Here is a 14,515-nt window from a genome sequence, read left to right on the forward strand (position 1 = left end):
AGAGGGAGCCAAGGCTCCCCATTTTTAGAAATTATTCAATTATTTCTGTCACAACTCCTGCACCTACGGTTCTTCCACCTTCACGTACAGCAAATCTCATCCCTTGTTCTAAAGCTACCGGATAAATTAGTTCTATGGTCATATTAATATTGTCACCAGGCATCACCATTTCTGCTCCACCAGCAAATTCCACAATAGTTCCAGTTACATCAGCGGTTCTTATGAAGAATTGTGGTCTGTATCCTTTAGTAAATGGTGTATGACGTCCTCCTTCTTCTTTCTTCAATACGTAAACCTCAGCTTTGAATTTTTTGTGAGGAGTTATTGAACTAGGAGCAGCTAAAACTTGTCCTCTCTTAACTTCATCTTTATCAATACCTCTCAATAAACAACCTACATTATCACCTGCAACACCTTCGTCTAGTATCTTTCTAAACATTTCTACACCGGTAACTACAGTCTTTCTTTTTTCATAGCTTAGTCCTATTATTTCAACTTCGTCTCCGGTACGAACTTTTCCTCTTTCAATTCTACCCGTTACAACTGTTCCTCTCCCTGTTATGCTAAATACATCTTCAATAGGCATTAGGAATGGTTTATCTATATCCCTTACAGGATCTGGGAAATAGTTATCTATTGCATCCATAAGTTCGTATATTTTTTGTGTCCAAGGGCCATCAGGACTATCTTCTTCAAGAGCCTTCAATGCAGATCCTCTTATAACAGGCACTTCATCTCCAGGATATTCATAAGAATTTAAGAGGTCTCTAACTTCCATTTCAACTAATTCGATTAATTCTTCGTCATCGACCATGTCTACTTTATTTATGAATACAACTAATGCAGGGACGTTAACCTGTCTAGCTAGTAGAACGTGTTCTCTGGTTTGAGGCATAACACCATCGGTTGCCGCAACCACTAAAATAGCTCCATCCATTTGTGCAGCACCTGTAATCATATTTTTGATATAATCAGCGTGTCCTGGACAGTCAATATGTGCATAGTGTCTTTTTTCAGTTTCATATTCAACGTGGGAAACACTTATTGTAATACCTCTTGCTCTTTCCTCAGGAGCCTTATCTATTTTCTCAAACGGCGTAAAATCTGCCCATCCTTTATAGGATAAAGCTTTAGTTATAGCAGCTGTTAGAGTAGTTTTTCCATGGTCAATGTGACCTATGGTTCCTATGTTCATATGGGGTTTTTGCCTTACAAATTTTTCTTTAGCCATTTTTGAATCTCCTCCTTGTTAATTTATTATATGTCTCTAATAATTTGTTATTCTCTGCTTAATATTTTTTGCGTTACTTGCTCAGGAACTTCCTCATAATGTGAGAATCGAATGCTACATGTGGACCTTCCCTGTGAAAGTGATCTCATGGCGGTTGCATATCCAAATAATTCGGATAGAGGAACATAAGCATGAATTATTCTAGTATTCGTACCACTAATATTTTCAAAACTCTCTATTCTTCCTCTTCTTGCATTGAGGTCACCTATTATATCTCCTAAATATTCTTCAGGAGTTGTTATGTCCACTTTCATAATAGGTTCGAGTAAAATTGGTTTTGCTTTTTTTACAGCTTCTTTAAATGCCATGGAAGCAGCAATTTTGAAAGCCAAATCTGACGAGTCTACTTCATGATAAGAACCGTCTAAGACTTCTACACGAATATTTACCATGGGGTAACCAGCTAAAACACCATTTAACATAGCTTCTTTTACTCCAGCCTCTATAGCTGGAATGTACTCTTTAGGAATAACTCCTCCAACTGTTTTATCTACGAATTCAAATTCTTTATGACTGTCTATGGGCAGAGGTTCAACTTTGAGTTTAACATGTCCATATTGACCTCTTCCACCGGATTGTCTTATATATTTTCCTTCCGCTTCTGCGGAGTATTTTATTGTTTCTTTATAGGCAACTTTAGGTTGTCCCACCTTCACACTAACATTAAACTCCCTTTTTATTCTCTCTATTATAATTTCTAAATGTAATTCTCCCATGCCTGACAATATTGTTTCGCCTGTTTCTCTGTCCACATGAACTTTTAAACTGGGATCTTCTTCAATTAGTGCAGCTAAAGCTTTGCTAAGCTTTACTTCTTCGTCCTTTGTTTCAGGTTCAATGGAAATAGAAATAACTGGCTCAGGGAAAACTAGCTTTTCAAGCACAAGATTACACCCTTCAGCAGCTAAAGTATCTCCAGTTGTAGTATTCTTTAAACCTATGATTCCAACTATGTCTCCTGCTCTTATATAATCAACTTCTTCCTTCTTATTTGCATGTAAAAATACAAGCCTTGAAACTCTTTCTTTGACATTTTTTGTAGTGTTAACAACATAACTACCTTTTTCTAACTTTCCAGAATAGACTCTTGCAAAAGTCAGTTTTCCAATGTAAGGGTCAACCATTATCTTAAAGGCTAAGGCCATGAACACCTCATCTTCTCGAGGATAAATGTCTTTCACGTGTTCGCCAGTTTTTGGGTCATAAGCTTTAACAGGCGGCATATCAACAGGAGAAGGTAAATAATCTATTATAGCATCTAGTAAAGGTTGAATACCTTTGTTTTTGACCGAACTTCCGGCCAACACCGGAACGATTTTATTTTTTATAGTTGCTTTTCTTAGAGCAGCTTTTATTTTTTCTATTGGAATATCTTCTTCCTCTATATATAATTCCATTATTTCATCATCTAATTCAGCAATTGCAGCGATTAACTCTTCTCTTTTAGTTTCACACAACTCCCTTAGGTTCTCAGGTATCTCTGATTTTTCAATACTTAGCCCACTATCATCTGACCAATAAAGGGCTTGCATTGTTAACAAGTCAATTATACCCTTAAAATCAGATTCTGCACCTATAGGGATTTGAATCGCTACTGCATTTGCACCTAACTTGTCCCTTAAAGTTTGAACAGCAGTAAAAAAGTTAGCACCAATTTTGTCCATTTTGTTCATGAAAGCAATTCTTGGAACCTTGTATCTATCAGCTTGGCGCCAAACTGTCTCAGATTGGGGTTCGACTCCAACTTGAGCATCGAAAACAGCCACAGCTCCATCAAGCACAAATAGAGCTCGTTCTACTTCTATCGTAAAATCAACGTGTCCTGGTGTATCAATAATATTTATTCTGTAATCTTTCCAAAAAGCAGAAGTGGCTGCAGAGGTAATGGTTATACCTCTTTCTTTCTCTTGCTCCATCCAGTCGGTTTCTGTAGTTCCTTCGTCTACTGAACCTAATCTATGCTTTGCTCCTGTATAAAATAAAAATCTTTCTGTAGTTGTAGTTTTTCCAGCATCAATATGAGCAATTATTCCAATATTTCTTACTTTTTCTAAGGGCAACATTCTTTCTTTCAAATTAATCCCTCCTAATTAACTGTGTTACCATCTGTAATGTGCGAATGCTTTATTAGCTTCAGCCATTCTATGCACGTCTTCTTTTTTCTTTACTGCTGCCCCAGTATTGTTGTATGCATCTATTAACTCTTGAGATAATTTGTCAATCATACTTTTTCCTTTTTTGGCTTGTGCAGAAGTGATGATCCATCTAATTGCTAAAGAAGTAGCTCTATTTTCTTCAACCTCAAAAGGAACTTGATAAGTTGCTCCACCTACTCTCCTAGATCTTACTTCTATCAAAGGTTTTACATTGTTAACAGCTTTATAAAACGCTACAAGCGGCTCTTCTTTTGTAGCTTGAGCTAATTTTTCTAGAGATGAATACACAATATTTTGGGCTAAAGATTTTTTCCCATCATACATAAGTCTATTAATAAACTTAGCAAGTAAAACGTCTCCATAAATAGGATCTGGAGATACTTCTCTCTTTTCTGCTTTCCTTCTTCTCATTCAGCACAGGACCTCCTTACTTATCCTTAGGTTTTTTTGTTCCATATTTACTCCTGCTTTGTCTTCTTCCTTCTACCCCTGCTGCATCCAAAGTGCCTCTAATTATTTTATATCTCACACCAGGTAAATCTTTAACTCTTCCGCCCCTAACTAAAACGTTAGAATGTTCTTGCAAATTATGTCCCTCTCCGGGAATATAACAAGTAACTTCTATCCCGTTTGATAACTTAACCCTCGCTATTTTTCTCAGAGCGGAATTAGGTTTTTTCGGAGTCATAGTAGACACCCTAATACAAACCCCTCTTTTTTGAGGATTACCTTTAAGTGCGGGGGATTTAGTTTTTTTCTTGACAGTGGTTCTTCCATTCCTTATTAATTGATTAATTGTTGGCATTCTATATTGGACCGCTATCAAAGTTTGACTCTTTGTCAAAAAACTTTTATAGCGGAGTTCACCTCCTTCTATAAAAAGTAATTTTTTACTTATTTTAGTCGATTATTAAAAGTTTAAAAATCTCATTTATTTTAATTATAATAATCTCATAAAAATACCAAAGGATATTTTACATCATTTAACCTTAATTGCAAATTAATTAATTATAACAATTTCAATAAAAATCGTTTTTATAATTAACTTTTACTTTATCAATTATTTTTTCTGGGATTTTTTCTACAAAATCGTACTCTTTATTCACGAAATAAAAAGAGTTTTTCATATATGGGTTTGAGGTTCCACTAAATTGTTTAAAAATATATAACTCATCTTTTGCTCTGGTAATAGCAACATAGAATAATCTTTCTTCTTCATCTAATTTTTTATCTTTGATCGCTAAACCATTTGGTAAATCTCCTGGGTTTACGGATATAAGAATAACTACTTTCCATTCAAGTCCTTTAGCACCATGAATAGTAGTTAATGTTATTGTATCACGTTCTTCTTCTTTTTCAGCATTCATAACACTGATGTCTTCACTCAATGTTAGATCTTCCAAAAAAGATGATACTGAAGAGTAGCGACTTGCAATTTCACTGAATCTTTCAATGTCCATATTCCTAGAGATTGAATCGCTAAAAGTTAGCATAGAATATTCTTGATAATATTCATTATATATGAGATTGATAAGTTCGCTCGGGTTTTTATCTTTATTAACAAATAGTTTTTTTAATAATTCTAAAGGTGTGCTAAATTTTCTAAGTTGTGTTTTATTTAGCAATTCGGAGATATTATCCATCTGTCCCGAGTTTATATAATTCTCTATTTCGTCAAAAATTTTAGAGGCTGTCTTTGTGCCAATTCCTGGGAATAATTTTAAAATTCTAATCCAGGAGATTTTATCTAAAGGATTATTTAATATTTTTAGAAACCCTAAAATATCTTTGATATGTCTTGTCTCAATAAATCTAAGTCCTGAAAGGATTTTATAGGGTATACCCATAGTGTCTAATTTTTGTTGTATCACCATAGATAAAGAGTGAGATCTGTAAAGAATTGCTATATCTTTATAATCTATTCCTTCTTCTACCTTGTTTTTAATAATTTGTACAACTGCATCAGCTTGTTCTAAGTCATCAAATGTTTCAATCACAATAGGTTTGATATGTGACTTTCTTTTAGGTTTTAAAGTTTTGGGAACAGAATTAGCTGGTATCATATGATTAATCAAATTGACTATTTCTGGTGTGCTTCTGTAATTAGTTTGTATCTTAAACAATTTTGTACCTTCATTATCTATGAAATCTTTTATATTCTTAAAATGAGCACCTCTGAATGAATATATACTTTGAGCATCGTCTCCAACAACAATCAAATGACCATGAACACTAGAGAAAGCCTTAATTAGTTCTATTTGTATTTTATTGGTATCTTGAAATTCGTCGACCAAAACATATTGAAATTGTTCAGCAACCTTTCTTAAAACATTTGGATAAGTATGAAAAAGCATAAGTGTATTAACTAATAGATCATCGTAATCCATAACATTCATTTCTTTCTTTAGCTGAGAGTAAATACTCCATATTTGTTCAATGTCATTTTCAAACTCCAGTAGATAAGGAGCTATTTCTATTAAAGTTTCTCTCAAAGAGTTTAAGGTGTTAGATGTATAGCTTATAATTTTCATTATAATTTCTTCTTTAGGGAATTTGTATCTATCGCTGATTCCCTTCATATATTCATTTTTTGCTATTTTTAGTAAGTCTCTTGAATCCTCTTTGTCTAGTATACTATAATCATTTTTAAAATCAAGGAGAGAAGCGTATTTTCGTAGAATAGTGTTACATACGTGATGAAATGTTCCAGCGAGCATGCTGTTCATATCTCTGTTGGTAACATTTTTTACCCTCGCTATCATTTGCTTTGCCGCTGCTCTTGTAAATGTTACAAGTAGAATATTTTCAGGCTTTATTCCTAAATATAATAAATAGGCAATTTTGTAAGTTATAACCCGTGTTTTCCCTGAACCAGGTCCTGCAACAATCATGGACTTTCCATGAGAATTTAGCACAGCGTCTAATTGTTCTTCGTCTAAAGCTTTTTTCAGGAAGGAGGGGACATCTTTTTCTATATAAAAAATTTTTTCTTTTTTCATTTTAATTGACCACTTCTTTCATCTTGTAGAAGAAGAAAAAAGTGTATTATACTCCTCCTTTCTTTTTTCTAGATAAATCAAATTAAAAAGCATTACCATCTATCATATCGCAAATTTCTTTTAATTGCAAACTTCTGCTAGGATGCCTTAATTTTCTTAAGGCTTTTGCTTCTATTTGCCGAATTCTTTCTCGAGTAACATTAAAGAAGTTTCCCACTTCTTCCAATGTTTTGGCATTTCCATCTATTAGTCCATATCTCATTTTTAATACAGCAGCTTCTTTTGGTTTAAGGGTATCTAAAACTTTTTCTAATTCTTCTTTCAAGATCATCCTGGCAGCAATTTCTTCAGGTTTATCTACACTAGTATCTTCTATGAAATCACCTATATAAGTATCATCATCTTCTAAGCTACCTATTTGCGCATCTACAGAGATAATTTCTTTTGTAGCTTGTAATATTTCATCCATTTTTTCAATGGGTTTATCTAAAAGCTTTGCTAGTTCTTCTCTGCTTGGATATTCACCGTATTCTTGAAGGTACTCTCTAATAATTTTATTCATTCTATTGATAGTTTCAACCAAATGTACTGGTATTCGTATAGTTCTAGCTTGATCGGCTATCGCTCTAGTTATTGATTGTCTTATCCACCAAGTCGCATAAGTAGAAAATTTGTAACCTTTCTTCCAATCAAATTTTTCTACAGCTTTCATTAAACCAATGTTTCCTTCTTGTATCAGATCCATAAAACTTAATCCCCTGCCTGTATATCTTTTTGCCACACTTATTACAAGTCTCAAGTTAGCTTTTATTAATTCGTCTCTGGCTTTTTTATCACCTTTTTTAGCCCTCATAGCCAATTGTCTTTCTCGAGCAGGGCTTAAAAGCTTTATTTCACCAATTTCTCTTAAATAAATTTTTATAGGTTCATTAGCAAAAGAATTATCATAAACTTGAGATTCCGTTTCTTCAAATAAGTATTCTAAATCTTCTTTATAATTTTCTTTTATTGAGGCATCTTTTTCTGAAAAGTCAAATTCTTCTGAATTCTCTAAGATTTTGATACCTTTAGACTCCAATTCTTCATATATTTTCTCTAAGAAATCACTATCTATTACATCTGCTAAATCTTGAGGTATACATTCATCAATATTCTGATAAGTTATGAAGTTTCCATTATTTTTTGCTATTTCTATTAACTGTTCTATGCCTTTTTCCAGTCTATCAATAAATTTTTCTTTGTTTCTTTTTAGAATTATTTGATCATTCCCAACAAACTCGATTTTTTCAATTTCTTGAATTAGATCTGTAAAAAAAGAATTTGTTTTAACTTTTTGCATCAGCTAGATTACCTCCATGTTTATTCATAAATTTCTAATTCAATTGGTAAAAATTAGTTAAAACAGTTTTTTAGAAGTTTTGTTTTCGTGATAGCCATTGCGATCATTTACTTTATCTTTTTCACTTTACTATAAAGTTCAATAATTTGAGATGTAATCTTAGTTTTTTCTAAAGGATCTTCTACTTCACGAAGTTGAATTTTTAGTTGTTCGATTTCTCTATTGATCTTTATAAGGTTTATTCCATCTTTCAAAGAAGCTAATATTCTATCAGGATTGAAGTAATAGTCGATTTTCCAAACTTCTACAATTAGATCACTTAATTCTTTCGACGAATTTTCTAGCAAAAATCCTATATTTTCATTCTTCAAAGAGAGCTCTATAAATTCTTTGATAATGCCCTCAGAAAAGTCCTCGACATTAAAAGTTTCTTTTAGCACAATTCTATAATCTGGATATTTTATCCAAAGGTAAATATAAGATTTAGCTATATCATACTTTATATCCTTTTCTACATATGAAGGATCCACACGCAAAAAGGGATCTTCTTTTTCAGAAATATCTTCTATAAAAGTGGCATTGGTTTCCAGAATTTTTTTTACATAAAGTAAGTCTTTTCCTATTTTCTTTGAAATACACTCAATAAAACTTTCAATATAACTTAATTTACCAGCTTTCTCAAGTTTTTTATACCAAACCGACATATTTTTTAAGTATTTTTCTAAAGCAAATTCATTTGTCAAATCATACTTTTCAGCATAATAGTCAACGATAAATTCATAGAATTTATATGAATTTTTTAGAAGTTCAGCTATGTATTTTTTATCATGTTTTTTTGTTAAATCGTCAGGATCTTTTGCAGGATATTTAGAAACAGCTATTTGAAAGTCTGTTGTATAAAGGTTTTTTATAGTTGACATTGTAGCTTTTTTGCCAGCTTCATCCATGTCGAACATAAGGATAATTTTGTTTGTTGATTTAAGTAAATCGACTGCTTGATCCTTTGTGAATGAAGAACCTAATATTGCAACTATATTTTTAAATCCCAGTTTGTACATAGATATTAAATCAAAATAACCTTCAACGATTATAGCGAAATCGTTTTCTTTAATGTAACGCCTTGTTTTATAATACATATATAGAATTTTCGATTTTTTAAAGTAATTACTCTCAGGAGTATTTAAATATTTTGGGATATTAGAACTTTCTGTTAGTGCTCTTCCTGAAAATCCAACTAGTAAACCTGAATTATTACGAATGGGAAAGATCAATCTATTATAAAAAAACTCATTATCATTAACAATTAAACCAGCTTTTACAGCGATGTCTTTTTCAAAAAAATTTTCTTCCATAACTTTATTTACTTCGGAACCTAACGCATATCCTAACTCAAATTCTTCTGCTATATTCTTATTTATTTCGCGTTTTTTCAAATATTGCCATACCTGATGATAATTAGGTAAATTTAAGAGATTACTCGTATATAGTTTAGAAACTTCTTCATTTAACATTATTTCAGCAGGTACTTCATTACTACTTAGATCAATTTTTACTCCTGCCAAACTTGCTATTTTCTTTAGAGCATCAAGAAAACTTATTTGCTCATATTTTTCCAAAAAGGTTATGATATCTCCGTGAGCACCGCATCCGAAGCAATGAAAAGTTTGAGTATCAGGAAAAACGTAAAAGGAAGGAGTGCTCTCAGAGTGAAAAGGACATAAGGCAGAGTAATTTTTACCTTTTTTTGTAAGAGATAAATAAAAATTGACGAAATCTACAATATCTACTTTACTTTTAATTTCGTCAATTGTTTTTCTCATATGATCATAATCTTTTTTCATTAAACTTCACTTATCCTTAACATATTACCTGAATCATTTAGATTAAAAAGAAAATACAAGGCTATAAAATGAGTAAAAATTATCTTTTTGAAAATTGTGGACTTTTTCTTGCTTTTTTTAAACCATACTTCTTTCTTTCTACTTCTCTGGAGTCTCTTGTTAAAAGTCCCTCTTTTTTTAGTACAGGTCGTAATGATTCATCATATTGAAGTAAAGCTCGAGCTATACCTAATCTTATAGCACCAGCTTGACCACTTAATCCACCACCATTTACTCTGATCATTAAATCAAACTTTCCTTTTAAATCAGTTACTTCTAGAGGTTTTAAAGCATGTAATACCCACGCATCATTACCTCTTAGGTATTCAGCTAAGTTATTATAATCTTTTCCGTTTATTTTAACTTTTCCATCTCCGGGTCTTAGATATACCCTTGCAACAGCTGTTTTTCTTTTGCCTGTTCCATAATATTCAACTGTCTGTACCATATTCAAAATGACCTCCTAATTAGATTTTATCTAAATCGATTTCTTTAGGTTTTTGAGCTTGATGAGGATGATTTGGACCAGCATAAACTTTTAATTTTTTAAACATCTGCTTACCTAATATTGTTTTAGGCATCATCCCTTTCACAGAATGTCTTATTATTTGTTCTGGTTGCTTTTCCAAAAGTGCTTTGTAACTTACTTCTTTTAAACCTCCAGGATAACCACTGTGTTTTCTATAGACCTTGGTGTTTGCTTTGTTACCTGTTACTTTGATTTTTTCAGCATTAATAATGATTACAAAGTCACCAGTATCCATATGTGGTGTATAGATAGGTTTATGTTTTCCTTGTAGAATCTTTGCAACTTTCGATGCTAATCTTCCCAAGGTTTGTCCTTCAGCATCGATTATATACCATTCTCTCTTGATGTCATCTTTTTTTACACTATAGGATGGTTGTACAAGTTTAGAATTCAATTAAAATACCTCCTTACTGGACTTTTTCTTTAATAAAATTTTCGATTCTAGTTTTTTTAACAATGATATGCGATATAACTGAATTAGCAAAAAACTTTATAAAATTAAAAAGTAGAACTAAATAAAAAAATGTTTGAATACTTAAACCAATGTTTTGAACAAATTGACTTGTGGGTAAATTTGTATAAATAGGGATAGCAACATAAAAGTTTAATAGAAATGCAACAACCCCTGTCATTATACAACCTAAAATGTAGGTCACCCAAATATTAATTTTTAATTTTTTCAAAGTAGTAAGAATAAAAATAAAGGTCGTACCAGTCAAGATATTCATCAAAATCCCTATTAGTCCGCCCTCGCCTGAGCGAAAAATAAACAAAAAGTTTTTAATTAACAAAGTAAAAAAACCAGGCAAAAAACCATAAATCAGTGTCACAACAAAAACCATGCAATCACTGGGATCAAATTTTAGAAAAGGAAGCAACGGTATTATAGGAAATTCTATGAAAGTTAATAAAAAAGCCAATGCTCCAAAAATACCAATTATTGCTACTTTTCTACTATTCACTTTTAGTTCACTCTTTCATTTTCATATACACTAACAAATTTCCTGTTGTTTCTATTTTCGAATTTAACATAACCATCGATTTTTGAATATAATGTGAAATCTCTACCCATACCCACATTTTTTCCAGGATGTATTTTGGTTCCTCTTTGTCTGACTATTATAGAACCTGCAGTTATTTTGTTACCTTCATGCGCTTTAACGCCTAAATATTTTGGATTACTATCTTTTTTATTTTGATCTCCACGTTTTTTTGCTGCAAACAATTGTAGATTTATCTTCATGTTTCATCTTACCTCCACTTTAAGATTTTTCGGGTAATCTTTTGAAATGCTTATAAGACTTTCTAGCAAGTAGTGAAACAACATGTCGGATACTTCACATTTTTTAGAGGCTTTGATCAAAAGATAACCAGCGTTTTTTTCGTACTCCCCTAAACCTTCATTTTTTAGAATTTCTGCTACAAACTGCGTTAAAACACTTACCGCGCTACATACTATATCAGTTCCTGCTGATGCATAGGAAGAATGTCCTTTAATTTCCATTCTAGGAAGATCTCTTCCGTGGTAAGTTACTTCGATCATTTTATAAGCTACCCTTGAATATCTTTAACTTTTAAAGCAGTGTACTGTTGTCTATGTCCCATTTTTCTTCTATAGTTTTTTCTTCTTTTGAATTTTATTACATGAATTTTTCTGTCTTTACCATGTTCTAAAACTTCAGCTATTACTTTTGCTCCTTCAACATAGGGAGTACCAGTTTTTACTTCGTCATCCTGTTTTAACAAAATGACTTTATCCAAAATCAAGTCACTGCCAGGTTCAACATTTTTAACCTTTTCGGTATATATAACCTGATCTTTTTCTACTTTATACTGTTTACCGGCAAAATCTATTATAGCGTACACGGGTACACCTCCTGAATCTATTATGTAAATTTGATGATTTATAATAATTTTTTAGTTTGACATGACATAAATAATACAAAATTCACTTGGTAATTCTACCATTAAAATTATTTTATGATATTAAAGTATTGTTAATTTTCGTAAAAATTACCATAAACTCTTTTCTTTTAAAAAATTCTCAATTATTAGAGCTTGATCTGGATATATGTACAACAATTGAATATACGCTTTTTTTAATTTTACAATTGAAGATTCATCAAGTTTTAAATCGTATAAATATTTTGACAAGTCAAATCCGTTTTGTATAAAAGCAACTGGGTCTTCCAAAAAATCTATTAAATTTTCACTTTCCCATTTCCTAACTAAAATAACAACATCTGGGTATACATATTCTATCACATTTAGAGACTCATTTATTTTACTTTTCATTTCATTTATTGAAAATTCATATTTAACAGAGTTTAAAAAATCAATTACATTTTCTCCTGTGGAAATAAATTCAATAGGATTGTCAAAAAAAGAAATCTTCTTTTTGGTTGTTTCCAAAGAGGCGTACAAAGGAACATCTTTTGACGTGCTTAGGTATAATATTGAATTTGCTATGTTTTTACTAATCGGAACTGCTGATGAAGAAGACAAAAGATTTTCTCCTTCTACCATTACTGAAAAAATGTGTCCACCAGTAAAGCCTATAAACCACGCAGCCGTGTCAGATGTCCCTGTTTTTCCGTGTAAATCTAAATCAGGAACATTTGCACTTTTCCCTGTTCCTTCTGTTACAACTTCTCTTAAAATCGAATTCATTTGACTGTAGGTTTTGTTCGATATTGAATTAATTTTTCTTTCAATTTTAGGATATTTTTTATAAATTAAGTTTCCTTTTCTATCATATACTTCTGCAATAACGTAAGAAGCGGGAATTATTCCATAATTAGGGAAAATTGAATAAGCTTTTGCTAATTCATAAGGACTTGTTTCTAGCGTTCCTAAAGAAAGGGTTAAATCATCAGAATATACACCTTTTATTCCAACTTCATTTAAAAGGAAATTTTTTATAGTTTCAATAGATTGTTGGGGAGAAATATCTATGTGCATAGCTAAATATATTGAGGGAATATTAATGGAATTTATAAGCGCTTCTTTTAAGGTTACACTTCCTCTATAAGTTTTATCATAGTTTTGGGGTTCCCAGTCGCCAAATTTCATTGGATAATCTGGCAAAATAGTTTTTTCATCATATCCTTTTTCAAGGGCTAAGATGTAGTAAAAAGGTTTTATACTTGAACCAATCTGTTTATTAGAATAAAAAACATTGTATTCTCCACCCCAAAAACTTAGTATTTCACCTGTTTTGTTGTTTAAGACGATAGCAGAAGAGTTTTCATCTAAAGTTACTGAATCAAAAAGACTTTTGTTGTAAGTAGTTTTGATAGTGTATCCACCGCCTTTTAAACCAATTAACTCTTCTTCTTTCTTGACTCTATACACTAAATTTAGATATCTTTCATTGTACGATTGGGGATAGAAAATTAGGTCTTCTATTTTTTTACCTATTTCGTCTCTTGTTTCGAGGGTAAAAAAGCTGTCTGGCAAAGAGTTTAGCACAATCCCTGCTTGTGCCTTCGCCCTCTGAGGATATTTATAGGGATTATAGATTTCAGGTCCATTTACTATTCCTATTAATACTAATATTTCCTCTGTTGAAAGATCTTGAACATCTTTTCCAAAGTATCTTTGAGCAGCAGCACCTACACCTGAAATATCATTTCCAAGATATACACTATTGAGATAAGCTTCCAATATCTCTTCTTTTGTATAAGATCGCTCTAAGAAAAAGGCTAACATCATATCCATTATCTTTCTTTTTATGTTTCTTTCATTACTTAGGTAAACTGTTTTAGCCAATTGCTGAGTAATAGTACTACCTCCCTGTACTATTGATAAATGCTTTATGTTGATTAAAGCTGCTCTTGTAAGGGCTTTAATGTTTATTCCATTGTGTTCAAAAAATTCTCTATCCTCAGACCACAAAATACTGTATATTAATTCGTTAGGAATGTCTTCTAATTTTATATATTTATATTTTGTTGGAAGGATAAATTGGTTATTATCGAATAAATAGGTATTATAATTAGAATTAACCAGAAATATGGACATTGTGTTGTGATAAAAATTATTAACATATAAAAATAAAGCAAAAAAAATAGATAAACCAATAACTAAACCAACTATGAAACTTTTAATGATCGCACACCTCCAGACTTTTAATATTCTAGATATTTTGAATTTCTGAGAATTATTTTTATTAAATTTATGTTTTTAGATACCTTCTTGATTCAAAACTTTGCATAACCTGAATTTTATTTACATGTTCTATATTTTAAAGCAGGAAATAGAATGGACTGTGTCGCGCTGGATCCATAAAATAAAAGTTTGTTTTAGGTGTAGAGATGCT

14 protein-coding genes are annotated in these 14,515 nt (G+C 31.6%); all 14 read right to left on the reverse strand.

The genetic code is table 11. The annotated features are described in order from the left end of the window. Positions 1 to 31: 31 nt before the first annotated feature. Positions 32 to 1,231, reverse strand: coding sequence for an elongation factor Tu (gene tuf / locus PKN74_RS03545; RefSeq protein ID WP_472308668.1), 1,200 nt, complete (start codon positions 1,229 to 1,231; stop codon positions 32 to 34). Positions 1,232 to 1,278: 47 nt separating this feature from the next. Next, positions 1,279 to 3,354 carry an elongation factor G gene (fusA, locus tag PKN74_RS03550; RefSeq protein WP_472308730.1) on the reverse strand — a complete coding sequence of 692 codons (2,076 nt, stop codon included), beginning with the start codon at positions 3,352 to 3,354 and terminating at the stop codon, positions 1,279 to 1,281. A gap of 36 nt (positions 3,355 to 3,390) precedes the next feature. Beyond that, the gene (gene rpsG, locus PKN74_RS03555) at positions 3,391 to 3,858 is read right to left on the reverse strand and encodes a 30S ribosomal protein S7 (protein ID WP_472308670.1); all 468 of its coding nucleotides are present in this window, start codon (positions 3,856 to 3,858) and stop codon (positions 3,391 to 3,393) included. A 16-nt stretch (positions 3,859 to 3,874) separates the two neighbouring features. Further along, a complete protein-coding gene (gene rpsL, locus PKN74_RS03560) occupies positions 3,875 to 4,252 on the reverse strand; it encodes a 30S ribosomal protein S12 (protein ID WP_472308672.1) in 378 nt (125 codons plus the stop codon). Between the two features lie 214 nt (positions 4,253 to 4,466). Continuing rightward, positions 4,467 to 6,446 (reverse strand): ATP-dependent helicase, encoded by a 1,980-nt coding sequence (locus PKN74_RS03565; RefSeq protein ID WP_472308674.1) that lies wholly within the window; start codon positions 6,444 to 6,446, stop codon positions 4,467 to 4,469. Between the two features lie 82 nt (positions 6,447 to 6,528). Further along, a complete protein-coding gene (gene rpoD, locus PKN74_RS03570; protein ID WP_472308676.1) occupies positions 6,529 to 7,785 on the reverse strand; it encodes an RNA polymerase sigma factor RpoD in 1,257 nt (418 codons plus the stop codon). A gap of 107 nt (positions 7,786 to 7,892) precedes the next feature. Next, complete coding sequence (dnaG, locus tag PKN74_RS03575) at positions 7,893 to 9,626, reverse strand: DNA primase (protein WP_472308678.1); 1,734 nt, start codon at positions 9,624 to 9,626, stop codon at positions 7,893 to 7,895. A 79-nt stretch (positions 9,627 to 9,705) separates the two neighbouring features. Further along, the gene (gene rpsI, locus PKN74_RS03580) at positions 9,706 to 10,113 is read right to left on the reverse strand and encodes a 30S ribosomal protein S9 (protein WP_472308680.1); all 408 of its coding nucleotides are present in this window, start codon (positions 10,111 to 10,113) and stop codon (positions 9,706 to 9,708) included. Positions 10,114 to 10,132: 19 nt separating this feature from the next. Beyond that, entirely contained in the window at positions 10,133 to 10,588 is a 456-nt protein-coding gene (gene rplM / locus PKN74_RS03585) for a 50S ribosomal protein L13 (protein ID WP_472308682.1), read from the reverse strand. A 13-nt stretch (positions 10,589 to 10,601) separates the two neighbouring features. Beyond that, positions 10,602 to 11,156, reverse strand: a complete 555-nt coding sequence (locus PKN74_RS03590; RefSeq protein WP_472308684.1) for an ECF transporter S component — start codon at positions 11,154 to 11,156, stop codon at positions 10,602 to 10,604. Positions 11,157 to 11,158: 2 nt separating this feature from the next. Further along, positions 11,159 to 11,437: a 50S ribosomal protein L27 gene (gene rpmA, locus PKN74_RS03595; protein ID WP_472308686.1), complete on the reverse strand. Its 279-nt coding sequence runs from the start codon at positions 11,435 to 11,437 to the stop codon at positions 11,159 to 11,161. A gap of 3 nt (positions 11,438 to 11,440) precedes the next feature. Beyond that, complete coding sequence (locus PKN74_RS03600) at positions 11,441 to 11,737, reverse strand: ribosomal-processing cysteine protease Prp (protein WP_472308688.1); 297 nt, start codon at positions 11,735 to 11,737, stop codon at positions 11,441 to 11,443. A gap of 8 nt (positions 11,738 to 11,745) precedes the next feature. Beyond that, a complete protein-coding gene (gene rplU / locus PKN74_RS03605; protein WP_472308690.1) occupies positions 11,746 to 12,060 on the reverse strand; it encodes a 50S ribosomal protein L21 in 315 nt (104 codons plus the stop codon). Between the two features lie 147 nt (positions 12,061 to 12,207). Further along, positions 12,208 to 14,217 (reverse strand): transglycosylase domain-containing protein, encoded by a 2,010-nt coding sequence (locus tag PKN74_RS03610; RefSeq protein ID WP_472308692.1) that lies wholly within the window; start codon positions 14,215 to 14,217, stop codon positions 12,208 to 12,210. Between the last annotated feature and the right edge of the window lie 298 nt (positions 14,218 to 14,515).

It is taken from the genome of Defluviitoga sp. (genome assembly GCF_035349255.1).
GTDB lineage: Bacteria > Thermotogota > Thermotogae > Petrotogales > Petrotogaceae > Defluviitoga.

Bases quoted from the DNA above. Each gene is read 5' to 3' on its own strand.
- tuf (WP_472308668.1), bottom strand. From the start codon at position 1,231: ATGGCTAAAGAAAAATTTGTAAGGCAAAAACCCCATATGAACATAGGA.
- rpsG (WP_472308670.1), bottom strand. From the start codon at position 3,858: ATGAGAAGAAGGAAAGCAGAAAAGAGAGAAGTATCTCCAGATCCTATT.
- rpsL (WP_472308672.1), bottom strand. From the start codon at position 4,252: ATGCCAACAATTAATCAATTAATAAGGAATGGAAGAACCACTGTCAAG.
- PKN74_RS03610 (WP_472308692.1), bottom strand. From the start codon at position 14,217: ATGTCCATATTTCTGGTTAATTCTAATTATAATACCTATTTATTCGAT.
- dnaG (WP_472308678.1), bottom strand. From the start codon at position 9,626: ATGAAAAAAGATTATGATCATATGAGAAAAACAATTGACGAAATTAAA.
- PKN74_RS03565 (WP_472308674.1), bottom strand. From the start codon at position 6,446: ATGAAAAAAGAAAAAATTTTTTATATAGAAAAAGATGTCCCCTCCTTC.
- rpoD (WP_472308676.1), bottom strand. From the start codon at position 7,785: ATGCAAAAAGTTAAAACAAATTCTTTTTTTACAGATCTAATTCAAGAA.
- rpsI (WP_472308680.1), bottom strand. From the start codon at position 10,113: ATGGTACAGACAGTTGAATATTATGGAACAGGCAAAAGAAAAACAGCT.
- fusA (WP_472308730.1), bottom strand. From the start codon at position 3,354: ATGTTGCCCTTAGAAAAAGTAAGAAATATTGGAATAATTGCTCATATT.
- rpmA (WP_472308686.1), bottom strand. From the start codon at position 11,437: ATGAAGATAAATCTACAATTGTTTGCAGCAAAAAAACGTGGAGATCAA.
- PKN74_RS03600 (WP_472308688.1), bottom strand. From the start codon at position 11,737: ATGATCGAAGTAACTTACCACGGAAGAGATCTTCCTAGAATGGAAATT.